Consider the following 24,607-nt stretch of genomic DNA (forward strand, 5'->3'; position numbering starts at 1 on the left):
TCGGGTTCGAGGCACCAAGTACAAACCGACCTCTGTGCCGGACGCCGCACGCAATTACACAGCGTTTCATGGGCCGTGGGTCGCGCACCGCGCGATGGAGCAACTAGGATGTTCGCGAAGGCGGCAGCCGCCCAAGGAGCAGCAGACATGCATCGACTCAAGGCTTTGGCAGCGATCGGGTTCTTCGTCGCGGGGCAGGCCGCGCTGGCGCAGGCGCCGCGGGAGGCGGACGATGCGTCCGTCCTGTCGTGCGCCGACTTCAATGCCGCGGCGTCGCAGGTGCTGCCCGGCCAGAACGCCAGCGAAGCCCAGCGGCGCCGTGCCATCGAGGCGCAGGACTACCTCGGCAACGGCATGGTCTGGCTGCACGGCTATCTCACCGGGCGCAACGGCCCGGCGGTCGGCAAGCTGACCCGCGACTGGATCAGCACCCAGGTCACCCGGCTCGGAAAGGCATGCGCGGCCGCCGCCGACCCGGCCAAGACCCGCATCGTCGACCTGGTGCAGAAGCCATGAGGACGCTGCATGCGCTGGTCGCCGTCGCGCTGCTGGTGGCGGCAGGCGCGGCCGATGCACAGCGCCACCATTCGCGCCATCGGCCGCCGCCGCACCACTGGAACAGCGGCTGGAACAACAACCACTGGAACAACGACTGGCACAACCGCCGCGACGCCCAGCGTGCCGGCGTGGTGACCGGCGTGCTGGCCGGCGGGGTCGCGGGTTCGGCGGAGCGCCAGCGCGCCGACCAGCGCCACGCCGACTGCCTCTGGATCACCGGCAACACCTGGGAGTGCGACCGCCGCCGCTGGGACGACGAGATGCGCGCACGCGACCGGGCGCGCCGCACCGGCGTGGTCGCGGGCGTGGCGGCCTACGCGATCGTTCGCAATTGAGGGTCGCCAGGCTCGTATCCTTCGGGTTCCACCCCTTCGTGCGGAGGATGCTTGACCTACCAGCTTCACTACTGGCCCACGATCCAGGGCCGCGGCGAATTCGTCCGCCTGGCGCTCGAGGCCGCGGGCGCTGCCTATGTCGACGTCGCGCGCGAGCCGCCGTCCAGGGGCGGCGGCGAATCGAATCTGGGGCGCCGGCTCGACGATCCGGACAATCCCCGGCCCTCGTTCGCGCCGCCCTTCCTGGTCGACGGCGACATCGTGGTCGGCCAGACCGCGGCGATCCTGCTGTACCTCGGTCCGCGCCTCGGGCTCGCGGGCGTGGGCGAGGCCGACGGCCTCTGGACGCACCAGCTGCAGCTGACCGTCGCCGATTGCGTGGCCGAGGCGCACGACACCCATCATCCGCTGTCGACCGGGCTCTACTACGAAGACCAGCGCGAGGCCGCGCTGGCGCGCGCCAGGGCCTTTCGCGAGGAGCGCATTCCGAAATTCCTGAACTGGTTCGAGACGGTGCTGAAGCGCAATCCGTCCGGCGACCTGCACCTGGTCGGCGACGTCCTCACCTACGCCGACCTCTCGCTGTTCCAGCTGGTCGCGGGGCTGCGCTATGCCTTCCCCAAGGCCGCCGCGCGGGCCCTGGCCGACACCCCGGCGGTCGTGAAGCTGCATGCCAACATCGGTCGCCGGCAGCGGGTGCACGACTATCTGCGCAGCTCGCGCCGGATTGCCTTCAACGAGGACGGGATCTTCCGCGCCTACCCCGAACTCGACGGCTGATGCCGGCGGGTCGGCGGACGCGCTAGGGGGCGATCGACTCGTCCCCGTCCTTGCGCATGCGCAGCGCGGCCTCGTAGAGCGCATTGCGCGGGGCGCCGCTGATCTCGGCGGCGACGCGCACCGCGGTCTTCACGGGCAGTTCGGCCAGCAGCAGCCGCAGCACGCGTTCGCCCTCGATGCCGTCGTCGACGGCCGCGGGCTTGGGGTGCAGCACCAGCGCGAACTCGCCGCGCGTGCGGTCGCGGCTGGCGGCGAACCAGCCGGGCAAGTCGGCGGCGGCGACGGTGGCGATCTCCTCGAACTGCTTGGTGAGCTCGCGCCCGACGGTGACCTTGCGCTCGCCGAGGGTGGCCAGCGCGCGGGCCAGCGCCTCGATGCGATGCGGCGCCTCGAGCAGTACGACGCTGCGGGGCTCGTCGGCCAGCAGCAGCACCGCGGCATCGCGCTCGCCCGCCTTGCTCGGCAGGAAGCCGCCGAACACGAAGGCGCTGCCCGCGTCGCCGGCGGCGACCAGCCCGGCGGCGCCGACCAGGGTGGTCACGCTGCTGGCGCCCGGCAGGGGCAGCACGCGATGGCCGGCGTCACGTGCCGCGGCCACCAGCCGCGCGCCCGGGTCGCTGACGCCGGGCGTGCCGGCGTCGCTGACGTAGGCGATGCGCTCGCCCGCGGCCAGCCGAGCGATCACCGTCTGCGCGGCCTCGCTCTCGTTGTGCTGGTGCAGGGCCAGCAGCTGCGCGCCCGGGCGGTCGATGCCATAGGCCCGCAGCAGGCTCTGCGTGTGGCGCGTGTCCTCGCAGGCGACCGCGTCGACCATTTGCAGCACGTGCAGGGCGCGCAGCGTGATGTCCGCCAGGTTGCCGATCGGCGTCGCGACCACGTAAAGGGTCGCCTGCGGATAATGCTGCGAACCCGCGGCATCACGCGCGGCGAGCAGGGCGGCGCCGAACGAAGCGGGAGCGATGGAAGTCAATGGCTTATCTCCAGAACAAGGCGGCGGGGCGGACATCGCTGCCGACGACCAAGCAGCGCGGCGACGCGGCCGAAGACGCCGCGCTCGAACACCTGCAGGCGGCCGGCCTCGGGCTGGTCGCGCGCAATTATCGAACCCCCGGCCGCGGCGGCGGCGAGATCGACCTCATCATGCGCGATCCGCGCGACGGCACGCTGGTGTTCGTCGAGGTCCGCGGCCGTTCCAGCGCGACGCACGGAGGCGCCGGCGGCAGCATCACCGGCGTGAAGCAGCGCCGCATCGTCTTCGCGGCACAGCACTACATCAGCCGGCTGCGCGTGCTGCCGCCGTGCCGCTTCGACGTCGTGCTGGTCGAAGAACGCATCGAGTGGCTCCAGGCCGCGTTCGATGCCGGCTGAACCGGGCGGCTGCTCACGTTTTGTTTCAGTCCCAGGGTGGAAACCCGCAGTTATCATCCGGGCCAAATGCTAGAGCAACGGATTCAGCAGCACTTCATCGACAGTGCGGACCTCAAATACCAGGCCGGGCCACTGCTCGGCAAACCGATCTCCCAAGCCATGCAGGCCTTGCTGGCCTGCGTCACCAGCGGCGGCAAGATCCTCGCCTGCGGGGCCGGCGTTTCCGGCTTCCTGGCGGCGCAGTTCGCGGCCCAGTTCGTCGGCCGCTTCGAGCGCGACCGCCCCGAGCTGGCCGCGATCGCGCTGCCCGGCGATGCCACCGACCCCGCCGCGGACACGGCCGAATCGCTGGGCGCCGATCGCTTCGCGCGCCAGGTGCGCGCCCTGGGCCAGGCCGGCGACGTGCTGCTGGTGCTGAGCGTCAGCGGCCAGTCCGCCGCCGTGCTGGCGGCGGTCGAGGCGGCCCATGCGCGCGACATGACCGTGGTGGCCCTGCTCGGCAACGCGGCGCCTTCGGGCAGCGGGACCGGGGGCGCCGTGGGCCGTGCGCTGCGCGAGACCGATGTCCAGGTCTGCGTGCCGCACGAGCGCGCGGCGCGCATCCACGAGATCCACCTGCTGGTGCTGCACTGCCTGTGCGACGGCGTCGATGCGCAGCTGCTCGGTGACCAGGACAGCGACTCTTCCTCGGCCTGAGCGCGCCCGGTCGTCCCGCTACTGCGATGGCGCCCCGGCCTTGGCGGGTGCCTTGCGGTCGCTGATCCGGTCGAGCAGATCGCGATAGCCCGGCGATTCGCGCAGCAGCCTCCCGCCCAGCGCGCGCAGCCGGTCGACCTCTTCGGCCGACAGCACGAAGCTGGTCGGCAGATTCATGAAGTAGCGCTGCTCTTCGGGGTCTTCGATGGCGTCGAAACTGACGTCGATCGCATCGAAGCTCAGCGTCGGCACTGCCGCCTCGGCCTGCGCGCGCGACATGCCGGACAGCCGCAGCTCGGCCACCTTGAGGTCGCGCTTGTCGGCCCAGCGTTGGGCGATGTCCTTCAGCAGTTCGACCGACTCGTAGGAGAAATGGTCGATCGGCACGCTCGACGACTGCAGCAGTTGCGCCACGATGCCTGGCGCGCGCGCCTTGCGGTCCCAGTCGGTGGCCGGCGCCGAGCGCGAATTGACCACCACGACCACGATGCGCCGGATCTCGTCGAATCCCGCCTGGCGCTGGAAGGAAGGGCTGGCCTCGAGCTCCTCGAGGGCCTCGAGCAGGCCGCGCAGCCCCAGGTTGTCGGAGACGCCGCCATCGACCACGTGCAGGTAGGGCCGGTTCTTGCTGTCCTCGAAGTTCTTGATGTCGCGATAGCGCAGCAGCGCGCGGCCGGCGGGGCGCGCGGGCGAGTCGGGCCGGGTGACGTCGCGGACCCAGGGCGGCAGGGTGGCGCCGCACTGGCCGCCGTAGTTGTAGTAGGTGACCGGCGACAGCACGGCGGGCACGGCCGAGGAGGTCGCGGCGGCCCGGGCCAGCCGCACCGTGCCGAGGTCGGAGCAGATCAGGTCGAACTGCTCCTGCGAGAACTGGAAGCGGGCACCGGTCGAGAGGTCGGTGCCGGTGACCGCGGTCACCGGCGTCGGAAGCTTGAGCAGGTCGGCGAAGGTGGCGCCGTTGAACAGGATCTCGTCGTAGTAATCGGCCGCCAGTTCGGAGCGTCCGTACAGGCCGCTGCCGAGGCTGAACCAGTTGAGCGGATTGAGCGCGCGCCAGGTCAGCGTGCCCTGCACGTCGCGCTTCAGGAAGCGCGGCTCGTACTCGGTGAACAGCCGGTCGCCGTAGAGCGCGTAGGCCAGCGCCGTGAAGCTGCCGCCCGAGACGCCCGAAATGGCATCCACTTCCTGGAGCAGATTGCGCTGCACGCCTCCGACCATGACATCGGTGCGCCGCAGTTCCTCGAGCACGCCGTACGAGAACGCCGCGGCCCGCGTGCCGCCGCCCGAGAAGGTCAGCATGAACACCGTGTGCGGGTCGTTGGTGACGCCTTCGTGCTGGCGCTTCAGCATCCGGTTGACCCGGTAGCCGCTGTCGAAGTCGACCTTCGCGATCGGCGGGTTGACCGGGGCCAGCGCGTTGCACCCGGCCAGCAGCAGCGCGGCCACTGCGGCGGACATCCGGCGCAGCGCGGCCGGACGCGCGATGGATTGATTCACGATGCCTTCCTTGCTCGAACGGTTCGATATCGAATGCCGGATGCGGACCATGCAACATATGCGCCATCCACCGCGCCGAATTGTAGGCAAGAGGCGCGACATGCCGATGGCACGCCCGGCCATGACAGCCGGTAACGGGGGGCGCAATACCCTGGGCTAAACTCGCCGCGGACACAACGCACCGGAAGGCCAACACCCATGAAGACCACATCCACTCAACGCATCGCGATGGCTTTGACCGCAGGCGCCGTACTCGTCGCCGGTCTCACAGCCTGCGTGCCGCTGGTGGTGGGCGGGGCAGCGGCGGCCGGTGTCGGCATGGTGGCGACCGACCGGCGCAGCTCGGGCGCGCAGGTCGACGACCAGGCGATCGAGCTGCGTGGCGGCGCCCGCGTGCGCGAGATCGCCAACGACAACATGTACGTGAGCATCACCAGCTTCAACCGCCAGGTGCTGCTCACCGGCACGGTCGGCAGCGAGGCCGACAAGCGCCGCGTCGAAGACGTCGTGCGGCGCGTCGACAACGTTCGCTCGGTGGTCAACGAACTGGTGGTCGGGCCGCCGAGCACCTTCCAGGAACGCTCCAACGACACCTTCATCACCGGCAAGGTCAAGGCCTCGCTGCTCGATGCCAAGGACATCTTCGCCAACTCGTTCAAGGTCGTGACCGAGCGCGGCACGGTCTACCTGATGGGCATCGCGACCCGCCGAGAGACCGATCGCGCGACCGACATCGCACGCGGCGTCTCCGGCGTCACGAAGGTGGTGCGCGTGGTGGAGATCGTCAGCGAAGCGGAACTGCAAAACCAGCTGCAGCAGCAACAGCAGCAGCCGCAGGGCCAGCCCGGCGGCACGGGCACACCCGCGGGCAGCGCACCGGCCTCGCGTTCGAGCGTGCCGCTGCCGCCGATGGAGCCGCTGCCCCCGCTGCCGTCGTCGTCGACGCCACCGGCCAGCGGCGGCGTCACGACCTCGCCGGTGCGCTGAAACGCAGCCTTATTTCAGGCGCGTGATCAGGCTCGAGGTGTCCCAGCGCCGGCCGCCGGCCTGCTGCACGTCGGCGTAGAACTGGTCGACCAGCGCGGTGACCGGCAGCCGGGCGCCATTGCGCTTGGCTTCGTCGAGCACCAGGCCCAGGTCCTTGCGCATCCAGTCGACAGCGAAGCCGTAATCGAACTTGCCTTCGATCATGGTCTTGCCGCGGTTGTCCATCTGCCAGCTCTGCGCGGCGCCCTTGCCGATCACGGCCAGCACCTCGTTCATGTCGAGGCCGGCCCGCTGCCCGAAGGCGATCGCTTCCGACAGCCCTTGGACCAGGCCCGCGATCGCGATCTGGTTGACCATCTTCGCGAGCTGGCCGGCGCCGCTGGCGCCCAGCAGCGTGACGGCGCGAGCGAAGGCCGCGGCGACGGGCTTGACCTTGTCGAAGGTGGCGGCGTCGCCGCCGCACATGACGGTCAGCGCGCCGTTCTGGGCCCCGGCCTGGCCGCCTGAGACCGGGGCGTCGATGAACTGCAGGCCGCGTTCGAGCGCCGCCTTCGACAGTTCGCGCGCGACGTCGGCCGAGGCGGTCGTGTGGTCGACGAACACGGCGCCCGGGGCCATGCCCGCGAAGGCGCCGTTCTCGCCGAGCACCACCGAGCGCAGGTCGTCGTCGTTGCCGACGCAGCAGAACACGATGTCGGCATTGGACGCGGCGCCGCGCGGCGTGGCCGAGTGGCTCACGGACGCCGGGGCCTGGGGCGCGAATTCGGTCTCCCAGTCGTGGGCCTTGGCCGCGCTGCGGTTGTAGACCGTGACGTGGTGGCCGGCCAGCGCGAGATGCCCGGCCATCGGGTAGCCCATCACGCCGAGGCCGAGGAAGGCGACCTTCTGCGAAGGGACGGGGTCGTAGGTTTTGGGGTTGAGGCTGCTCATGGGGCGTACTTTAGCTCGCCCCCAGGTTGCCCGGCACTTCGTGTCCGGGCGCCCACCCCCGACCGGGGGCGCAGTCGGCGGCCCGGTAAAGCCGGTTCCGCGACTGCCCACCAACGGGCGGGCGCTGCGCGCCGCCGAAGAACAACCACCGCGCCTGCATTCACCGGCCGGCGCAGCCAGGCCCGTTGGTGAAACACCGCGGAACCGGCTTCGCCGGGCCGCTGGTGTTGCCCCCGGCAGGGGGTGGGCGGGCTACACGCAGTGAGCCCAACCTGGGGGCGAGTCGAGTCAGACGATCGCGAAGTGCTCCGTGCCGGCCGAAAGGTCGGTCGTGCGCGCGCGCTGGCTGTTCAGCTTGATCTGCAGCCGCAGGTCGTTGGCCGAGTCGGCGTTGCGGATCGCGTCTTCGAAGGTGATCGCATTGGCCTCGAAGAGATCGAACAGGGCCTGGTCGAAGGTCTGCATGCCCAGGTTGCGGCTCTTCTTCATGATCTCCTTGATCTCGCCGACCTCGCCCTTGAAGATCATGTCGGAGATCAGCGGCGTGTTCAGCAGGATCTCGACCGCGGCGATGCGGCCGTGGCCGTCCTCGGTCGGGATCAGCCGCTGCGAGACCAGCGAGCGCAGGTTCAGCGACAGGTCCATCAGCAGCTGGGCGCGGCGCTCCTCGGGGAAGAAGTTGATGATCCGGTCGAGCGCCTGGTTGGCGCTGTTGGCGTGCAGGGTGGCCATGCAGAGGTGGCCGGTCTCGGCGAATGCGACCGCGTGCTCCATCGTCTCGCGGTCGCGGATTTCGCCCATCAGGATCACGTCGGGCGCCTGGCGCAGCGTGTTCTTGAGCGCCGCCTCCCAGCTGTCGGTGTCGATGCCGACTTCGCGTTGCGTCACCACGCAGTTCTTGTGCGGGTGCACGAACTCGACCGGGTCCTCGACCGTCACGATGTGGCCGTAGGAGTTCTCGTTGCGCCAGTCGATCATCGCGGCCAGCGTGGTCGACTTGCCCGAGCCGGTGGCGCCGACCAGGATGGTCAGGCCGCGCTTGGTCATCGCCACGTCCTTGAGCACCTGCGGCATGCCGAGGCCGTCGATGGTCGGCAGCTTGGCGGGGATGGTCCGCAGCACCATGCCGACCTTGCCCTGCTGCACGAAGGCATTGACGCGGAAGCGGCCGATGCCGGTCGGCGAGATCGCGAAGTTGCACTCCTTGGTGCGCTCGAACTCGGCCGTCTGGCGGTCGTTCATGACCGAGCGCGTGAGCGCCAGCGTGTGCTGGGCGCCGAGGGCCTGGGCCGACACCTTGGTGACCTTGCCGTCGACCTTGATCGCCGGCGGGAAGTCGGCCGTGATGAACAGGTCGCTGCCGTTGCGGCTCACCATGAGCTTCAGCAGGTCGTTGATGAACTGGCTGGCTTGATCGCGTTCCATGACGGTACTCCGGTGCGGCTGGGCAAGGGCTGGGTCAGCCGGGGAAATTCTCGGGGATCTTGGCCTTTCCGCGCGCTTCGGCGGCGGAAATGACACTGCGCCTCACCAGGTCGGTGAGGTTCTGGTCGAGCGTCTGCATGCCCTGGCCGCTGCCGGTCTGGATCGACGAATACATCTGCGCCACCTTGCCTTCGCGGATCAGGTTGCGGATGGCGGGCGTGCCCAGCATGATCTCGTGCGCCGCCACGCGGCCCTGGCCGTCCTTGGTCTTGCACAGGGTCTGCGAGATCACCGCCTGAAGCGACTCCGACAGCATGGCGCGGATCATTTCCTTTTCCTCGCCCGGGAAGACGTCGATGATCCGGTCGATGGTCTTGGCCGCCGACGAGGTGTGCAGGGTGCCGAACACCAGGTGGCCGGTCTCGGCCGCGGTCATCGCCAGCCGGATGGTCTCGAGGTCGCGCATTTCGCCGACCAGGATCGCGTCCGGGTCCTCGCGCAGCGCGGAGCGCAGCGCATTGGCGAACGACAGCGTCATCGGCCCGACCTCGCGCTGGTTGATCAGGCACTTCTTGGAGTCGTGGACGAACTCGATCGGGTCCTCGACCGTGAGGATGTGGCCGTACTCGGTTTCGTTCAGGTAGTTGATCATCGCCGCCAGCGTGGTCGACTTGCCGGAACCGGTCGGGCCGGTGACCAGCACCAGGCCGCGCGGCTTGAGCGCCAGATCGCCGAAAATCTTCGGTGCGTTGAGCTGCTCGAGCGTGAGGATCTTCGACGGAATGGTCCGGAAAACGGCAGCAGCGCCGCGCGACTGGTTGAAGGCGTTGACGCGGAAGCGCGCCAGGCCGTCGATCTCGAACGAGAAGTCGACCTCCAGGAACTCTTCGTAGTGCTTGCGGTGCGTGTCGCTCATGATGTCGTACACCATGGCGTGCACGGCCTTGTGATCGAGCGCGTCGACATTGATGCGGCGCACGTCGCCGTGGACCCGGATCATGGGCGGCAGCCCGGCCGAGAGGTGCAGGTCGGACGCCTTGTTCTTGACGCTGAAGGCGAGCAGTTGGGTAATGTCCACGCAGTTCCTCGGTGACGTTTTGATACGACTTTGAAGATTATGACGATGATTGGCGACAAGCTCCAGCAAGTTCGGACCCGGATCGTGACGGCCTGCACGGCCGCCGGACGTGATCCGGCGAGCGTGCGCTTGCTCGCGGTGTCCAAGACTTTCGACGCCGCGGCGGTGCGCGCGGCGCATGGGGCCGGCCAGCGGGCCTTCGGCGAGAACTATGTGCAGGAGGGCGTGGGCAAGATCGAGGCCCTGGCCGATCTTCGCGCAGAGCTCGAATGGCACTGCATCGGCCCTCTGCAGAGCAACAAGACGCGGGTGGTGGCCGAGCATTTCGACTGGGTGCACAGCATCGACCGGCTGAAGATCGCCGAGCGGCTGGCCGAGCAGCGGTCGGCGCACCTGCCGCCGCTTTCGGTCTGCCTGCAGGTCAACGTGGATGGCGGCGCGAACAAGTCCGGCGTGACGCCGGAAGACGCGCTGGCACTGGCGCAGGCCGTGGCGGCTTTGCCACGTTTGCGGCTGCGCGGGCTGATGGCGATCCCGGAGCCGGCGGCCGATTTCGAGTCGCAGCGGGCGCTTTTCCTGCGTGCGGCGGCGGTTTTCGAGCAGATTCGAGGGGCGGGGATCGAGGTCGACACCTTGTCGCTGGGGATGTCGGCGGACCTGGAGGCCGCGGTGGCGGCGGGCAGCACGATGGTTCGAATCGGGACGGCGATCTTCGGGCAGCGCTAGGTCCGGGGCTTTTCGAACAAGCCCAGAACGACGTTTTTCAGCCACTGGTGCAGCGCCGAGCTTTCGTGGCGCTGGTGCCAGAACAACTCGATCACGCGCGGTGGCGCCTCCAGCGGGACCGGTGCATGGCGCAGCCCGGCCATCCGTTCGGGCTCCAGCGCTTGCGACCACGGCAGCACGGCGATCAGGTCGGAGCGGCGCACCACGTCGTAGGCGGCGGCGTAGTGGTTCACGGTGACGACCAGGTTGCGCTGCATCCCGCGGCTGCGCAGAAAGACGTCGTAGCTCGGCAAGGTCTTGCCCGCCAGGCTGACGTCGACGTGGCGCGCGGCGAGGAATTTCTTCAACGGAATCCGCTCGCTGCGATCGAGCGGATGTCCGGCGCGCATCACGCAGACGAAGCCGGGCGACCACAGCGCCCGCGATTTGAGGAAGGCCGGCCGCTGCACCTCTTCGTTGTAGACGCTGATCGCGAAATCGGCCCGGTTGTCGGCCAGCACCGGGCCGAAGTCCACCAGCGTGTTGGGAATGGTGTGGATCTGCATCGACGGCGCCGACCGGCTCAGCTTCGCGGCCAGCCGCGGCACCACGATGCTGGCCACGTAGTCGGACATCGCGATGCTCAGGCTGGCCGTGCTCTGCACCGCATCGAAGCGTTCGCTGTCCAGCGTCGAGCGGATCGCGTGCAGTGACTGCGCCAGCGGCTCCCACAGATCGAGCGCGCGCCGGGTCGGCTTGACGCCGGCGCCGCTGCGCACGAACAGGGGGTCGTCGAAGGTGTCGCGCAGCCGGCGCAAGGCGTTGCTGACTGTCGGCTGGGTGAGCGACAGCTTTTCGGCCGCGCGGGTGACGGTGCCCTCCGTCATCAGCGCCTCGAAGACCTTCAGCAGATTGAGATCGGCATGGCGGTAGTTCATTGTGCGACTTCATTCACCTGGTCAATAAATACCATCATCACTATAAATTTGTCTCTATGGCGCACCGATCCTACGATCCGGCCCGTCGTCGATGTTCCGTCGGCCTACCGAATCAGGAAGAGAGTTCGCATGACCATGCTGTCGGCTCGAATCGAGCGCTTGCCGTTCTCCAGCTTTCACCGCCGGCTGCTTCTCATCGGCGGTCTGGGCTACAGCTTCGATGCGATGGACGCGGCCGTGATCGCCTTCGTGCTGCCGGTGCTGCGCACCGCCTGGGACCTGAGCAGCGTGCAGATCGGCGTGCTGGCCAGCGCGAACTTCATCGGCTTCTTTTTCGGTGCCCTGGTGGCCGGCTCGCTCGGCGACCTGATCGGTCGGCGCAAGGTGATGATGTCGGCCCTGGCGGTCTACTGCGTGGCCTCGCTGTTCAGCGGGCTGGTCGACGACTGGACGAGTTTTCTCGGGCTGCGCATCGTCGCAGGCTTCGGCACCGGCGCCGAGAGCGTGATCATCGCGCCCTACCTGTCGGAATTCGTGGCGCGCCGCTATCGCGGCGCCTTCACCGGAGCGCTGGCGGGGTTCTTTTCCTTCGGCTTCGTCGCCGCTGCCGTGCTCGGCTACCTGATCGTGCCGGCGCATCCCGACGGCTGGCGCATCGTGATCTTCATCACCGCGACGCCGGTGGTGATGCTGCTGTGGTGGCGCCGTGCGCTGCCGGAGTCGCCGCGCTGGCTGGAGAGCCAGGGGCGGGTGGCCGAGGCCCAGGCGATCATGGACAAGGTCGAGGCCGGCTTCGCGCAGCGCGGGCAGGCGCTGCCCGCGCTCGACCCGGCCGACGTCGCCGCGCCGCCGCCCAGCAGCCGCCGCGGCGGCCTGTGGCAGAACTACGCCACGCTGCTCTCGCGCAAGCTGCTGCGCACCACCAGCATGACCTGGCTGATGTGGCTGTCGATCACCTTCAGCTACTACTCCTTCTTCACCTGGATTCCCAGCCTGCTGGTGCAGAACGGCATGACGATCACCCGGAGCTTCGGCTATTCGCTGGTGATGTACATGGCGCAGGTGCCGGGTTATTTCTCGGCCGCCTGGCTCAACGACCGGATCGGCCGCCAGGCCACCATCGTCAGCTACATGCTGCTGGGCGGCGTCGCGGCCCTGGGGCTCGCGTTCACGCACAGCGACAGCCAGATCATGGTGGCGGGGGTGCTGCTGTCGTTCTTCATGAACGGGACCTACGCGGGCGTGTACGCCTACACGCCCGAGGTGTTCCCGACCCAGGTCCGGGCCACCGGGGCCGGCCTGGCGTCGGCCATCGGGCGCATTGGCGGCATCACGGCGCCGATCCTGGTCGGTTTCATCTACCCGAAGCTCGGCTTCGGCGGCGTCTTCGGGATGACGACGGCCGTGCTCCTGCTGGGCTCGGCCGCGGTCATGGTCATGGGCGTCCCGACGCGCGGCCGCTCGCTCGAAGACATTGCCGCGACCGAACTTTCCTGAGGAGACGCACACGCATGACGACCATCGATTTCGACCCTTTGCTGGCGGGCGTGGCCCGCGCCCACGACGACGCGCGCCAGCCGCAAGCCACCTTCGAGGCCATCGACAAGGCGGCGGCGACCGCGATCGGGCACCGGCTGTTCACGATCCTGGTTCACCACCGCACTGCGCGGGAATCGGAGCGGATCTACAGCAACATGCCCGACGCATACCCGGTGCAAGGGCGCAAGCCGGTCACCGATTCACCATGGATGCAGCAAGTCATGGGGCAGGGGCTGCCGTACATCGGCCGCAACGCGGATGACATCCGCGAGGTGTTCTTCGATCACGCCCTGATTCTCTCGCTGGGCTGCAGCAGCGTGTTGAACATCCCGCTGCGCTGGCGCGGCCAGACCCTGGGGACGCTCAACCTGCTCCACCAGGAGGACTGGTACGGCGACCATCATGTGGCGCGGGCGACCGTGCTCGCGCAACTGGCGCTGCCGGCCGTCATGGCACTGCAACGTCCGACCCACTCGTCTTCCTGAGGCCGCCATGTCCACTGCCGTACTTTTCAAGAACGCCCGCCTGCTCGATCCCCTGCTCGGCGAGTTGCAGGAAGACCGCGACATCCTGGTCGAGCAAGGCCTGGTGAAGGAGATCTCGGACCGGCCGATCAGCACCAGCGCCGCGCGGGTCATCGATGTCAAGGGCAAGACCGTGATGCCCGGGCTGATCGACCTGCACGTCCACGTGGTGGCGGTCGAACTCAACCTCGCGCGCCAGGTGCACATGCCCAATGTGCTGGTGACTCTGCGCAGCGTGCCCATTCTGCGCGGCATGCTGCGTCGTGGCTTCACCACGGTGCGCGACGCCGGCGGCGCCGGCTTCGCTTTCAAGCAGGCGGTGGAGTCGGGGCTGGCGCAGGGGCCCCGGCTGTTCGTGTCGGGGCGCGCGCTGAGCCAGACCGGCGGGCACGGCGACATGCGCGCGCGCTCAGATCACATGGGCGACCCCACGTGCGCCTGCTGTGTGCGCGTGGGTGCGCTGGCGCGGGTGGTCGACGGCGTCGACGCGGTGCGCAAGGCCGCCCGGGAAGAGCTGCAGATGGGCGCCGACCAGATCAAGATCATGGCCTCCGGCGGCGTTGCCTCGCCGACCGATCCGGTGGGCGCCTTCGGCTACTGCGAGGACGAAATCCGCGCCATCGTGGACGAGGCCCGGGCGCGCGGCACCTACGTGCTGGCGCACGCCTACACGGCCGCCGCCATCGCGCGGGCGGTGCGATGCGGCGTCCGCACGATCGAGCATGGCAACCTGGTCGATGCGCCGACCGCCACGCTGATGGCGCAAGCGGGCGCTTTTGCCGTGCCGACGCTCGTCACCTACGACGCGCTGGCCAGCGAGGGCGAAAGCTACGGCCTGCCGCAGGAAAGCGTGGCGAAGGTGGCGGACGTGCGCGAAGCGGGCCTGCGCTCGCTGGAGATCTTCAAGGCGGCCGGCGTAAAGATGGGGTTCGGTTCCGACCTGCTGGGGGAATCGCAGCGCCTGCAGAGCAACGAATTCCGCCTGCGTGCCGAGGTGCTGTCGGCGGCCGAGGCCGTGGCCAGCGCGACCGTCGTCGGTGCGGAGGTGCTCGGCATGAGCGACCGGCTGGGTCGCCTGGTGCCCGGTGCGTTGGCGGACCTCCTGGTCGTCGACGGCAATCCGCTGGCGGATGTGAGCTGCCTGCTGGGGCAGGGCGAGCGGATTCCGCTGGTCATGAAGGAAGGCGTGATCCAGTTCGACGAACTGCAATAGTCACCCGCCCCGGGCCGCCGCCTGTTGCCGTCGCCACTCGACCACCGGCCGGCCGCCCACCCCCCAGTTGTCCAGGTCCACTTCGTCGATCACGACGAAGGTGGTGGCCGGATCCTTGTCGAGCACGCGCACCATCAGCTCGGTGGCGCCGGCGATCAGCTGCTTCTTCTGTTCCTGGGTCACGCCTTCGCGCGTGATCTCGATCCTGATGTAAGGCATGGCGGATCACCAGTGACCTGCGGCCTGCCCGCCGTCGACGTGAAGGATCTCGCCCGTCACGAACTTCGCGTTCTCGAGGAACAGCACCGCGTCGACGATCTCTTCCATTTCACCCATCCGGCCCAGCGGATGCAGGCCGCTGAGCGCCGCATGGGTCTCCGGCGGATGCATAGGCGTCTTGACGATGCCGGGGGCCACCGCATTCACGCGGATGCCGCGCGACGCGTACTCGATGGCCAGCGACTTGGTGGCGGCGTTCAGGCCGCCCTTGGTCAGCGACGCCAGCACCGACGGCACGCCGTTGATCGGCTGGTCCGCGAGGCTGGTCGTGATCTGGACGATGTGGCCCGACCCCTGGGCTTCCATCCGCTTCAGCGCCAGCTGGCTGATGTGGAAGAAGCTGGCCAGGTTGGTGCCGATGTTCGCCGCCCAGTCCTCGGGGGTGAATGCGGTGAACGGCTTGGCCGTGAAGATTCCGGCGTTGTTGACCAGCGTGTCGATGCGGCCGAAGCGGTCCACGCCCTCGCTGAAGATCCGCGCGGCCGTCGCGGGGTCCGCGGCGTCGCCGGCGATCGCCAGGACGCCCGGGTCGTTGCTCGCGGCGATCGAACGCGAATTGGCGACGACCCGGAAGCCGGCCCGGCGATAGGCCTTGACGAGCGCGGCACCGATGCCGCTGGAGGCGCCGGTGATGACGGCGACCTTGGAATTGCTTTCTGTCATGACGAGTCCTTTGAAGTGGAGTGGAGGACTCGACTGTATTGATGTGCTTTCGTTGGATAAAGCGGGTGATAAGTACATCTATCAATACATGATGTAATGAATAGGTAAACCAACGGAGCGAAGCGCCATGAATCGACAATTCGACGACGTGATGCTGGGCAGCATCGAACTGTTCTGCCTGGCGGCCGAGCAGGGCAGCTTCACGGCCGCGGCCGCGACCGCTTCGGTGACGCCGGCGGCGGTCAGCCGTTCGGTGTCACGGCTGGAGGAGCGCCTGGGCGTGCGGCTCTTCACGCGGACGACGCGGCAGATGCGCCTGACCGAGGCCGGGCGCGGCTATTTCGAGCAGTGCCGGCAAGCCCTGAACCAGCTGGTCGAGGCCGAGCGGGAGGCCTCCGGCCACCAGGTCGCGCCGTCCGGCCTGCTGCGCATCAGCGCGCCGACCACCTACGGCCACTACCGCCTGCTGCCGCTGCTGCCGGGCTTCCGCGAGCGCTTTCCGGCCGTGAAGGTCGAGGTCAACGTCAGCAACCGCAACATCGACTTCGCGGAAGAGGGCTACGACCTGGCGATACGGGCCCGGGCGACCGCCGACTCGAGCCTGGTTTCGCGCCTTCTGGAGGACACGCCGCTGGTGGTCGTCGCCTCGCCCGACTATCTGCGGCGCCACGGAACGCCCGTGACGCTCGACGAACTGCAGGCGCATGAATGCATCCAGTTCGAATTGCCCAGCAGCGGACGCGCCATTCCGTGGCTGTTCCGGCGCGACGGCCAGGAACTCGAGCTGCAGACCTCCGGCGGCTATGCGTGTTCGGACGACGTGACCGCCGGCGCCACGCTGGCGCGCCACGGTGCCGGCGTGTTCCAGGCCTATCGCTTCGTCGTCGAGGAAGACCTGCGCGCCGGCCGGCTGGTCGAGCTGCTGCAGGATTTCGGCGGCCGTTCGCGGCCGCACAGCCTGTTGTATCCGCACCGGCGCTTCGTGCCGCTGCGAGTGCGCGCCTTCGTCGATTACCTGCTCGGCCAGCGTTCGGCCCAGGCAGCTTCCTAGCCCGGCAGCGGAATCCGCGCGCTGCTCTTCACTTCTTCCATCACCGCATAGGTCCGCGTCTCGCGCACGCCCGGCAACTGCCACAGCACCGTGCCGGCGAAGTCGCGGTAGGCCGTCATGTCGGCCATGCGGGTCTTGAGCAGGTAGTCGAAGCCGCCGGCGACCATGTGGCATTCCATGATCTCGTCGCGCACCTGCACCGCGGCCTTGAAAGCGTCGAACACATTGGGCGTGGTGCGGTCGAGCAGCACCTCGACGAAGACCGTGAAGCCGCGGCCCAGCTTGTGCGGATCGAGCCGGGCCTCGTAGCCGAGGATGAAGCCGTCGCGCGCCAGCCGCTGCACCCGGGCCAGCACGGCGGTCGGCGACAGCGCCACGGTCTCGGCCAGCTTGAGGTTCGAGATTCGCCCGTCTTCCTGAAGAACTTTCAGGATTTTCATGTCGATGCGGTCGAGATCGGTGGTCGATTCATTGGTCACTAGAGAATTATCTGGTGAACAGCTGAAATTTGGTGAATAACTCGGTGGTGGAAGGCGGAGCATCGCCGCATCGACCACCGGAGTTTTCGCCATGCGCCTGCCCAGCCCCTACCGCCCCGAAGCCGACATCGTCTCGCACCGCCTCGTCTCGCTGAAGGGCGCGCTCGACTGGGCGGCCATCGTGCCCGTCGCCACGCCCTGGGTGCGCGCCGTGCGCCACAGCCCGCCGCCGTTCTGGGCCATGGAGAGCCTGCTGCGCGAATACCCGATCTCGAGCGCCGAGGGCCTGGCCCTGATGCGCTTGGCCGAGGCGCTGCTGCGGGTGCCCGACGCCGAGACCGCGATCGCGCTGACCGCCGACCAGTTGGGCCGCGCCAACTTCGACAGCAGCGCCGATTCGACCCTGGCGCGCCTGTCGTCCTCGGCGATCGCGCTGTCGAAGAAATTCCTGCCCGAGCAGGAGGCCGAGCCGGGCCTGATGGTCAGGCTCGGCGCCCGCACCGTGGTCGCCGCGACCCTGCGCGCAGTGCAGTTGCTGGGCCGCCAGTTCGTGCTCGGCCAGACCATCGAGGAGGGCATGGCCGAGGCTCGCTCGGCGCATCGCAAGCACTCGGCGCTGCGCTTCAGCTACGACATGCTGGGCGAGGGCGCCCGCACCGATGCCGATGCGCTGCGCTACCTCGACAGCTACGTGAACGCGATCCGCTCGATCGCCGCCGGCGCCGACCGCGACGGCACGCCCGAGCAGAACGACGGCATCTCGATCAAGCTCAGCGCGCTGCATCCGCGCTACGAAGACGCCCAGCACGCGCGGGTGATGCGCGAGCTGGTGCCGCGCGTCTGGCAGCTGTGCCTGCTGGCGGCCGATGCCGATCTCAACCTCACGATCGATGCCGAGGAGGTCGACCGGCTCGAGCTCTCGCTCGACGTGTTCGAGGCGCTGGCGGCCAGGGTGGCGGCCGAGAAGCCGCAGTGGCGCGGCTTCGGCCTGGCGATGCAGGCCTACCAGACGCGGGCGCTGGAACTGGTCGAGCACGTGACCGGGATCGCCCGCAAGCACAAGCTGCGGCTGATGTGCCGGCTGGTCAAGGGCGCCTACTGGGACGCCGAGATCAAGCGGGCCCAGGAACTCGGGCTGCCGCACTACCCGGTCTTCACGCACAAGCACCACACCGACCTCAGCTACCTGGCCTGCGCGCGGGCGCTGCTGGCGGCGCCGGATGCGATCTACCCGCAGTTCGCCACCCACAACGCGGGCACGATCGCGGCGATCCTGGCGATGGCGGGCAGCGTTCCATTCGAATTGCAGCGGCTGCACGGCATGGGCGAGGGCATCTACCGCGAGGTGATGAAGAGCACCACCGTGCCGGTGCGCGTCTACGCGCCGGTCGGCCGGCACAAGGACCTGCTGGCCTACCTGGTGCGCCGGCTGCTCGAGAACGGCGCCAACTCGTCCTTCGTGAACCAGCTCGGCGACGAGTCGGTCGGCATGGACGAGCTGCTGGTCTCGCCGCTCTGGCTCGATCGCCATGTCTCGCTGCCGCTGCCGCCCGAGCTCTATGGCCCGGTGCCCGCCCGCCGCAACAGCAGCGGCGTCGATCTCGCGGTCGAGGCGATGCGCGCGCCGCTGCTGGCGGCCCACGCGGCCACGACGGTGGCGGCGGTGCCGGCGTTCGATGCCCAGCGCGCCGAAGCAGCGGTGGGCGCCGCGGCCGCGGCCTGGCGCAGCTGGAACCGGACGCCAGTCGCGCGCCGCGCCGCCGTGCTGCGCCACGCGGCCGACGCGCTGCAGGCCGAACTGCCGCGCTTCTGCGCCCTGCTGGTCAAGGAAGCCTTCAAGACCTGGGGCGACGCGGTGGCCGAAGTGCGCGAGGCGGTCGACTTCCTGCGCTACTACGCCGACGAGGCCGAGCGGCTGATGCAGCCGGTCGCGCTGCCCGGGCCGACCGGCGAGAGCAATGAGCTGCGCCTGACCGGCCGCGGCCCCTGGGTCTGCATCAGCCCGTGGAACTTCCCGCTGGCGATCTTCCTGGGCCAGGTAGCGGCCGCGCTCGCCACCGGCAACACGGTGCTGGCCAAGCCAGCCGAGCAGACGCCGGCCGTCGCCCTGGAAGCGGTGCGGCTGCTGCACGCCGCCGGCGTGCCGGCCGAGGCGCTGCAACTGCTGCACGGGCCGGGCGAAACCGTCGGTGCCGCGCTGGTCGCGGCGCCCGGCGTGGCTGGCGTGGTGTTCACCGGGTCGACGCAGGTGGCCAAGATCATCCACCGCGCACTGGCGGCCAAGGACGGCCCGATCGTGCCGCTGATCGCCGAAACCGGCGGCATCAACGCCATGCTGGTCGACTCCAGCGCGCTGCCCGAGCAGGTGGTCGATGCCGTGGTGCAGAGCGCCTTCCGCTCGGCCGGCCAGCGCTGCTCGGCGCTGCGGCTGCTGCTGCTGCACGAGGGCATCGCCGACCCGGTGATCGAGATGATCCGCGGTGCGGCCCGCGAACTGGCCGCCGGCGATCCGGCCCTGCTGGCCACCGATGTCGGGCCGGTGATCGACCGCGAGGCCTTCGACAACATCCGGCGGCACCTGCGGCGGCTGGATTCGGAGGCCACCCGGCTGGTGGCGCCGGCCGACGCGCCGCCGGGGATCGACAACCTGATCCCGCCCCACGCCTACGAGGTGCCGGCCATCGACCGGGTCAGCGACGAGATCTTCGGCCCCGTGCTGCAGGTGGTTCGCTGGTCGGGCGAGCCCCAGGCCGTGATCGAGGCCGTCAACCGGCTGGGCTTCGGGCTCACGCTGGGCATCCAGACCCGCATCGACAGCCGGGCCCTGGCGCTGGCGGCGCGCGCCCATGTGGGCAACGTCTATGTCAACCGCAACATCATCGGGGCGGTCGTCGGCGTCCAGCCGTTCGGCGGCGAGGGGCTCAGCGGAACCGGCCCGAAGGCCGGCGGCCCGCACTACCTGCTGCGCTTCTGTGCGGAGCAAACGCTCACCATCAACACCACCGCCGCGGGCGGCAACGCGGCGCTGCTTGCCGCCATCGCATAAACGCCAAAGCAACGCGCATAGGCATGGCGCGAGGAGCGCACCAAGACTATCGTGGCGCCTGTCCGTTCAACACCAAGGATCGCCATGAGTTCCGTACTCTCCTACGTCCAGCCGACCGCCAACAGCCCCTGGGGCACCTACCTGTCGCAGGTCGATCGCGTCATCCCCTACCTCGGGGACCTGGCCCGCTGGGCCGAGACCCTCAAGCGCCCGAAGCGGGCGCTGATCGTCGACGTGCCGATCGAGATGGACGACGGCTCGATCGCCCATTTCGAGGGCTACCGGGTGCAGCACAACCTGTCGCGCGGCCCGGGCAAGGGCGGCGTGCGTTTCCACCCTGACGTCACGCTGGAAGAAGTGATGGCGCTGTCGGCCTGGATGACGGTCAAGACGGCCGCGGTCAACCTGCCGTACGGCGGCGCCAAGGGCGGCATCCGGGTCGACCCGAAGAAGCTCTCGCTCAAGGAACTCGAGAAGGTCACGCGCCGCTACACCAGCGAGATCGGCATCATCATCGGCCCGCATTCCGACATCCCGGCGCCCGACGTCAACACCAACGCCCAGATCATGGCCTGGATGATGGACACCTATTCGATGAACGTCGGCGGCACCGCCACCGGCGTCGTCACCGGCAAGCCGCTGCACCTGGGCGGCTCGCTGGGCCGGGTCAAGGCCACCGGCCGCGGCGTCTTCGTGACCGGCCGCGAGGCGGCGCGCCGGCTCGGGCTCGACCTGCGCGGCGCCCGCGTCGCGGTGCAGGGCTTCGGCAACGTGGGCTCGGTGGCGGCCGAGCTGTTCGCCGAGGCCGGCGCGAAGATCGTGGCGGTGCAGGACCACACGGGCACCATCGTCAACGAGAACGGCCTCGATCTCGCCGGGCTGGTGCCGGCCTCGCGCACCGACGGCGGTGCCGTGAGCTTCAAGGGCGGCGACGTGATCGACAACGAGGCCTTCTGGGAAGTCGCCTGCGACATCCTGATCCCGGCCGCCCTCGAAGGCCAGATCACGGCCGAACGGGCCCAGAAGACCAAGGCCCGGCTGGTGCTCGAAGGCGCCAACGGCCCGACCGTGCCGACCGCCGACGACATCCTGGCCGAACGCGGCGTGCTGGTGGTGCCCGACGTGATCTGCAACGCCGGCGGCGTCACGGTCAGCTACTTCGAGTGGGTGCAGGACTTCTCCTCCTTCTTCTGGGACGAGGACGAGATCAACGTGCGGCTCGACCGCATCATGATGAACGCGCTCAACAACATCTGGGACACCGCCGACAAGCACAAGATCACGCTGCGCACCGCCACCTACGCGGTGGCCTGCGAGCGGATACTGATGGCGCGCCAGGAGCGTGGCCTGTACCCGTGACCGGGTTGCGAACGGCCGAACGGGCCCGCCTCGAGGCCCTGCTGGCCGGCGGGGGGCGCAAGCTGCTCGGGCTGGTCGGCGCACCGGGTTCGGGCAAGTCGACCGTGGCGCAGGCGCTGCTGGACGCCTTGCCGGGCCGTGCCCAGGTGGTGCCGATGGACGGCTTCCACCTCGCCAACGCCGAGCTGGGCCGGCTCGGCCGCGCCGGGCGCAAGGGCGCGCCCGACACCTTCGACAGCGCCGGCTACGTCGCGCTGCTGCAGCGGCTGCGCAACCAGCCGGCCGGCGAGGTCGTCTATGCGCCCGAGTTCCGGCGCGAGATCGAGGAGCCGGTGGCCGGCGCGATCGCGGTCCGGCCCGAGACGCCGCTGGTGATCACCGAGGGCAACTACCTGCTGCTGGAAGAGGGCCCCTGGGCCGGGGTGGCGCCGCTGCTCGACGAGGTCTGGTACGTGGAGGTCGACGACCGGCTGCGCATCGAACGCCTGCTGCGTCGCCATCAGCAGTTCGGCCGCAGCCCGGAGGCCGCGCGGGCCTGGGTGGCGCAGACCGACGAGCCCAATGCGGCGCGGATCGCCGCCACGCGGGCACGGGCGCATCACATACTTCGCCTGGCCGACTGAACCGGGGAACGCGGCGCCGCCGCCGATGTCCAAGCCGGGCCGCGCTCCCGCGGCTTGCTGGCTTGCCCCCACGCTCCTCACTTCGTGTGTCGCTGCCCCCCAAGGTGGGCCGCAGGCCGCTTTGGGGCGGCCCGGCGCCGGCCTATCGCTTGCCCCCACGCTCCTCACTTCGTGTGTCGCTGCCCCCCAAGGGGGCCGCAGGCCGCCTTGGGGCGGCCCGGCGCCGGCCTATCATTCGCACTTCGACCACTCCATGCCTGCCATGCGCCTTCCGTCCTGCCGCGCCGCCGTCGCGCTGCTGCTGCTGTCCTTGTCCATCGCCGGCTGCAGCTCGCCGACCCGGGTCTACTACGAGCCCGAGGAGTTCGACTCCACCACCACCCATACGCGCAGCTACCCCGCGACCGAGGCCCAGACCTGCGAGGCCGCGCGGCGTGCGCTCTTGAGCCAGGGCTACATGATCACCGCGGGCACCGCCGACCTGGTGACCGGCCGCAAGAGCTTCCAGCCGGCCGCCGAGGTGCACGTCGAAGTCGAGTTCCGCGTGGTCTGCGCGCGCGACAGCCAGCGCGGCGACGGCGGGCGCCGCACGATCGCCTTCGCCAGCGCGCTGCAGGACCGCTATGGGGTGAAAAAGACCAACAATTCGGCCAGCGTCGGCGTCGGCGCGATCGGCTCGCTGTCGCTGCCGTTCAGCTCCAGCGACGATGCGCTGGTCAAGGTGGCGAGCGAAACGCTGACCGACGAGCGCTTCTACGACCGCTTCTTCTCGCTGATCGACCGCTTCCTGCCGGCCGCGGCCGAGGGCAAGCCGGCCGAGGCCTCGCCGGTGGTGACGCCGCAGCCGCTGATCGAGGCGCCGTTGCGGCCGGTGCCGCTGTCGCCGACGCGGGGCTGAGGGTGCCTCCGCTCAGGCGGCGGTCCGGGCCAGCGCGGCTTCCAGCTGTTCGATGCTGAAGGGCTTCTGCAGCCACAGCGCGCCGGGTATCGGTGTCTCCGGCGGCGGCCGGCCGCTGGCGAAGATGATGCCGAGCCGGTCGACCCGGTGGCGGGTCCGCAGGATGTCCGCCAGGTCGAGGCCGGAAAGCGCAGGCAGCCCGACGTCGGTCATCAGGACGTCGAAGGCCTTGTCGTAGAAGCGGTCCTTGGCGCTCTCGGCGCTGCGGACCCCGGTGGCCCAGTGGCCCAAAAGCTGCAGCATCTCGACGGTGGCCGACAAGGCGTCGGCATCGTCTTCCACCACCAGCACGCGCAGGCCCCTGGCGCGCTGCTCCTCTGTCGTTGGTCCGTTGGTTGGCATCGTCGTGTTCTGTCCGGGGGACCACGACTCTAGCGACCGCCGGCGGCGAGCGGGCTTCCGCGAACGCGCCTTTATGCGTAGGAAAGCGGCCCGGTGCGCGATGTCGCAGGCTTGCGCGAGGGCGGTCGCGGGTCGGCTCAACGCACCAGCGTCGACTTGCCGAACAGGCTTTCGATCAGCTCGACCGCGATTTCCGCCGTCCGGTTGCGTACGTCGAGCGCCGGATTGAGCTCAACCACGTCGAGCGAGCCCAGCCGTCCGGTGTCGGCGATCATTTCCATGCACAGCTGCATCTCGCGCCAGGTCGGGCCGCCGCGCACGCCGGTGCCGACGCCCGGCGCATAGTCGGGGTCGAGGCAGTCGAGGTCGAAGCTCACGTGCAAGTGGGTGTCGTCGTCGACATCCTGCAGCGCCTCGGTCATCGTGGTGCGCATGCCGTGCTCGTCGATGTGGCGCATGTCGAAGACGCCGAGGCCGAGCGAGCGGATCGCCGACTTCTCCTCGGCGTCGACGCTGCGGATGCCGAGGAAGCGGATCGCGTCGTGCGCCAGCGCCGCCGGCTCGCCGCTCCAGCCGGTGAGCGCGGCCGGCCCATGGCCGAGCAGGCACGAGACCGGCATGCCGTGCATGTTGCCGCTCGGGCTGGTGGTCTCGGTGTTGACGTCGGTATGGGCGTCGAGCCACAGCACCCGCAGCTTCTGCCGGCGCTGGCGCACGTGGCGGGCGATCGCGCTGATCGAGCCGACCGCAATGCAGTGGTCGCCGCCCAGCAGGATGGGGAGCTGCTTCGCCTCAAGGGCCTGGTCGACGGCGTCGTAGACCAGCCGGTTCCATGCGATCACTTCGGGGAGATGGTGCAGTCCTTCGGCCGGCACCTCCCAGGGCGTGCCCGGCCCGGCCAGGTTGCCGCCGTCGATCACCTCGAAGCCGAGGCCCGCCAGCGTGTTGGCGAGCCCCGCCACGCGCAGCGCGTCGGGCCCCATGCCGGCGCCGCGGGTGCTGGCGCCGATGTCGGTCGGGGCGCCTGTCAGTCGAAGGGTGCGGGTCATGCGCGGCTCTCCAGTTGCCTGTCCAGGCGCTACGGTAGCGCACCGGGATGACAACCGGCAACCGCGACGGCTAACAGGTTGCTGAAATACCTCACCGGATGGTCCCCCGAAATTGGGCCTGAGGCGTTGTCTTTGCAGACCCACGAAACCTGCTCCGATGCGCGGACCTGACACATTCACCGAAG

At 69.4% G+C, this 24,607-nt stretch carries 26 protein-coding genes; 15 read left to right on the forward strand and 11 right to left on the reverse strand.

Features of this window, described 5'->3' with window-relative positions; translation table 11 throughout:
* Positions 1-147: 147 nt before the first annotated feature.
* The 3 genes from QTI17_RS34390 to QTI17_RS34400 are packed head-to-tail and all read left to right on the forward strand — an operon-like array spanning position 148 to position 1,673.
* Positions 148-516, forward strand: coding sequence for a hypothetical protein (locus tag QTI17_RS34390; RefSeq protein ID WP_286538639.1), 369 nt, complete (start codon positions 148-150; stop codon positions 514-516).
* Complete coding sequence (locus QTI17_RS34395) at positions 513-893, forward strand: hypothetical protein (RefSeq protein WP_286538640.1); 381 nt, start codon at positions 513-515, stop codon at positions 891-893. Before QTI17_RS34390 ends, QTI17_RS34395 begins: the two co-directional genes overlap by 4 nt.
* A 51-nt stretch (positions 894-944) precedes the next feature.
* Positions 945-1,673, forward strand: a complete 729-nt coding sequence (locus QTI17_RS34400; RefSeq protein ID WP_286538641.1) for a glutathione S-transferase — start codon at positions 945-947, stop codon at positions 1,671-1,673.
* Between the two features lie 22 nt (positions 1,674-1,695).
* On the opposite strand, the gene rsmI is transcribed toward QTI17_RS34400, so the two are convergent.
* A complete protein-coding gene (gene rsmI, locus QTI17_RS34405; protein WP_286538642.1) occupies positions 1,696-2,643 on the reverse strand; it encodes a 16S rRNA (cytidine(1402)-2'-O)-methyltransferase in 948 nt (315 codons plus the stop codon).
* Between rsmI and QTI17_RS34410 the strand changes: the two genes are divergently transcribed.
* Both QTI17_RS34410 and QTI17_RS34415 read left to right on the forward strand, forming a co-directional pair.
* On the forward strand, positions 2,643-3,041 hold the full coding sequence (locus tag QTI17_RS34410) for a YraN family protein (protein ID WP_286521941.1): 399 nt from the start codon (positions 2,643-2,645) through the stop codon (positions 3,039-3,041). The two genes, rsmI and QTI17_RS34410, sit on opposite strands and share 1 nt — an antisense overlap.
* Positions 3,042-3,107: 66 nt before the next feature.
* Complete coding sequence (locus tag QTI17_RS34415; RefSeq protein ID WP_286521942.1) at positions 3,108-3,737, forward strand: SIS domain-containing protein; 630 nt, start codon at positions 3,108-3,110, stop codon at positions 3,735-3,737.
* Between the two features lie 18 nt (positions 3,738-3,755).
* On the opposite strand, the gene QTI17_RS34420 is transcribed toward QTI17_RS34415, so the two are convergent.
* Positions 3,756-5,234 carry a patatin-like phospholipase family protein gene (locus QTI17_RS34420; protein WP_286538643.1) on the reverse strand — a complete coding sequence of 493 codons (1,479 nt, stop codon included), beginning with the start codon at positions 5,232-5,234 and terminating at the stop codon, positions 3,756-3,758.
* A 198-nt stretch (positions 5,235-5,432) separates the two neighbouring features.
* Between QTI17_RS34420 and QTI17_RS34425 the strand changes: the two genes are divergently transcribed.
* Positions 5,433-6,221, forward strand: a complete 789-nt coding sequence (locus QTI17_RS34425; RefSeq protein ID WP_478140806.1) for a BON domain-containing protein — start codon at positions 5,433-5,435, stop codon at positions 6,219-6,221.
* Between the two features lie 9 nt (positions 6,222-6,230).
* Here QTI17_RS34425 and QTI17_RS34430 read toward each other — a convergent pair whose 3' ends face one another.
* From QTI17_RS34430 to QTI17_RS34440, 3 genes are all read right to left on the reverse strand, one after another.
* Complete coding sequence (locus QTI17_RS34430) at positions 6,231-7,151, reverse strand: NAD(P)-dependent oxidoreductase (protein ID WP_286538644.1); 921 nt, start codon at positions 7,149-7,151, stop codon at positions 6,231-6,233.
* A gap of 288 nt (positions 7,152-7,439) precedes the next feature.
* Positions 7,440-8,576 (reverse strand): PilT/PilU family type 4a pilus ATPase, encoded by a 1,137-nt coding sequence (locus QTI17_RS34435; RefSeq protein ID WP_286538645.1) that lies wholly within the window; start codon positions 8,574-8,576, stop codon positions 7,440-7,442.
* Between the two features lie 34 nt (positions 8,577-8,610).
* Entirely contained in the window at positions 8,611-9,654 is a 1,044-nt protein-coding gene (locus tag QTI17_RS34440) for a type IV pilus twitching motility protein PilT (protein WP_286371030.1), read from the reverse strand.
* Between the two features lie 39 nt (positions 9,655-9,693).
* Between QTI17_RS34440 and QTI17_RS34445 the strand changes: the two genes are divergently transcribed.
* On the forward strand, positions 9,694-10,380 hold the full coding sequence (locus tag QTI17_RS34445) for a YggS family pyridoxal phosphate-dependent enzyme (protein WP_286538646.1): 687 nt from the start codon (positions 9,694-9,696) through the stop codon (positions 10,378-10,380).
* Here QTI17_RS34445 and QTI17_RS34450 read toward each other — a convergent pair.
* Entirely contained in the window at positions 10,377-11,297 is a 921-nt protein-coding gene (locus QTI17_RS34450) for a LysR family transcriptional regulator (RefSeq protein WP_286538647.1), read from the reverse strand. The genes QTI17_RS34445 and QTI17_RS34450 overlap by 4 nt on opposite strands.
* Before the next feature lie 129 nt (positions 11,298-11,426).
* On the opposite strand from QTI17_RS34450, the gene QTI17_RS34455 reads away from it, so the two are divergent.
* From QTI17_RS34455 to QTI17_RS34465, 3 genes are read left to right on the forward strand one after another with little or no spacing between them, the layout of a single operon-like run.
* Entirely contained in the window at positions 11,427-12,794 is a 1,368-nt protein-coding gene (locus tag QTI17_RS34455; protein WP_286538648.1) for an MFS transporter, read from the forward strand.
* Positions 12,795-12,808: 14 nt separating this feature from the next.
* On the forward strand, positions 12,809-13,321 hold the full coding sequence (locus QTI17_RS34460) for a GAF domain-containing protein (RefSeq protein ID WP_286538649.1): 513 nt from the start codon (positions 12,809-12,811) through the stop codon (positions 13,319-13,321).
* 7 nt (positions 13,322-13,328) lie between these two features.
* Positions 13,329-14,573: a metal-dependent hydrolase family protein gene (locus tag QTI17_RS34465; RefSeq protein WP_286538650.1), complete on the forward strand. Its 1,245-nt coding sequence runs from the start codon at positions 13,329-13,331 to the stop codon at positions 14,571-14,573.
* Here QTI17_RS34465 and QTI17_RS34470 read toward each other — a convergent pair whose 3' ends face one another.
* Both QTI17_RS34470 and QTI17_RS34475 read right to left on the reverse strand, forming a co-directional pair.
* A complete protein-coding gene (locus tag QTI17_RS34470) occupies positions 14,574-14,792 on the reverse strand; it encodes a tautomerase family protein (RefSeq protein WP_286538651.1) in 219 nt (72 codons plus the stop codon). It lies immediately after the preceding gene.
* A 6-nt stretch (positions 14,793-14,798) separates the two neighbouring features.
* Positions 14,799-15,515 (reverse strand): SDR family NAD(P)-dependent oxidoreductase, encoded by a 717-nt coding sequence (locus tag QTI17_RS34475; RefSeq protein WP_286538652.1) that lies wholly within the window; start codon positions 15,513-15,515, stop codon positions 14,799-14,801.
* Between the two features lie 127 nt (positions 15,516-15,642).
* On the opposite strand from QTI17_RS34475, the gene QTI17_RS34480 reads away from it, so the two are divergent.
* Positions 15,643-16,566: a LysR family transcriptional regulator gene (locus tag QTI17_RS34480; protein ID WP_286538653.1), complete on the forward strand. Its 924-nt coding sequence runs from the start codon at positions 15,643-15,645 to the stop codon at positions 16,564-16,566.
* Here QTI17_RS34480 and QTI17_RS34485 read toward each other — a convergent pair.
* Positions 16,563-17,045 (reverse strand): Lrp/AsnC ligand binding domain-containing protein, encoded by a 483-nt coding sequence (locus tag QTI17_RS34485; RefSeq protein WP_286538655.1) that lies wholly within the window; start codon positions 17,043-17,045, stop codon positions 16,563-16,565. The two genes, QTI17_RS34480 and QTI17_RS34485, sit on opposite strands and share 4 nt — an antisense overlap.
* 91 nt (positions 17,046-17,136) lie before the next feature.
* Here QTI17_RS34485 and QTI17_RS34490 point away from each other — a divergent pair, with 91 nt between their 5' ends.
* The 4 genes from QTI17_RS34490 to QTI17_RS34505 all read left to right on the forward strand — a co-directional run bounded on the left by QTI17_RS34490 (position 17,137) and on the right by QTI17_RS34505 (position 22,971).
* A complete protein-coding gene (locus QTI17_RS34490; RefSeq protein WP_286538657.1) occupies positions 17,137-20,091 on the forward strand; it encodes an L-glutamate gamma-semialdehyde dehydrogenase in 2,955 nt (984 codons plus the stop codon).
* Between the two features lie 84 nt (positions 20,092-20,175).
* Positions 20,176-21,450: a Glu/Leu/Phe/Val family dehydrogenase gene (locus QTI17_RS34495; protein ID WP_286538658.1), complete on the forward strand. Its 1,275-nt coding sequence runs from the start codon at positions 20,176-20,178 to the stop codon at positions 21,448-21,450.
* The gene (locus QTI17_RS34500; RefSeq protein ID WP_436411551.1) at positions 21,447-22,073 is read left to right on the forward strand and encodes a nucleoside/nucleotide kinase family protein; all 627 of its coding nucleotides are present in this window, start codon (positions 21,447-21,449) and stop codon (positions 22,071-22,073) included. The genes QTI17_RS34495 and QTI17_RS34500 overlap by 4 nt, the downstream gene beginning before the upstream one ends.
* 262 nt (positions 22,074-22,335) lie before the next feature.
* Positions 22,336-22,971: a DUF2242 domain-containing protein gene (locus tag QTI17_RS34505; protein WP_478140799.1), complete on the forward strand. Its 636-nt coding sequence runs from the start codon at positions 22,336-22,338 to the stop codon at positions 22,969-22,971.
* A gap of 12 nt (positions 22,972-22,983) precedes the next feature.
* Here QTI17_RS34505 and QTI17_RS34510 read toward each other — a convergent pair whose 3' ends face one another.
* Positions 22,984-23,373: a response regulator gene (locus QTI17_RS34510; RefSeq protein ID WP_286538661.1), complete on the reverse strand. Its 390-nt coding sequence runs from the start codon at positions 23,371-23,373 to the stop codon at positions 22,984-22,986.
* A gap of 137 nt (positions 23,374-23,510) precedes the next feature.
* On the reverse strand, positions 23,511-24,422 hold the full coding sequence (gene rocF, locus QTI17_RS34515; protein ID WP_286538662.1) for an arginase: 912 nt from the start codon (positions 24,420-24,422) through the stop codon (positions 23,511-23,513).
* Between the last annotated feature and the right edge of the window lie 185 nt (positions 24,423-24,607).

The sequence above is a fragment of the Variovorax sp. J31P179 genome (assembly GCF_030316985.1).
Taxonomy (GTDB): domain Bacteria; phylum Pseudomonadota; class Gammaproteobacteria; order Burkholderiales; family Burkholderiaceae_C; genus Variovorax; species Variovorax ginsengisoli_B.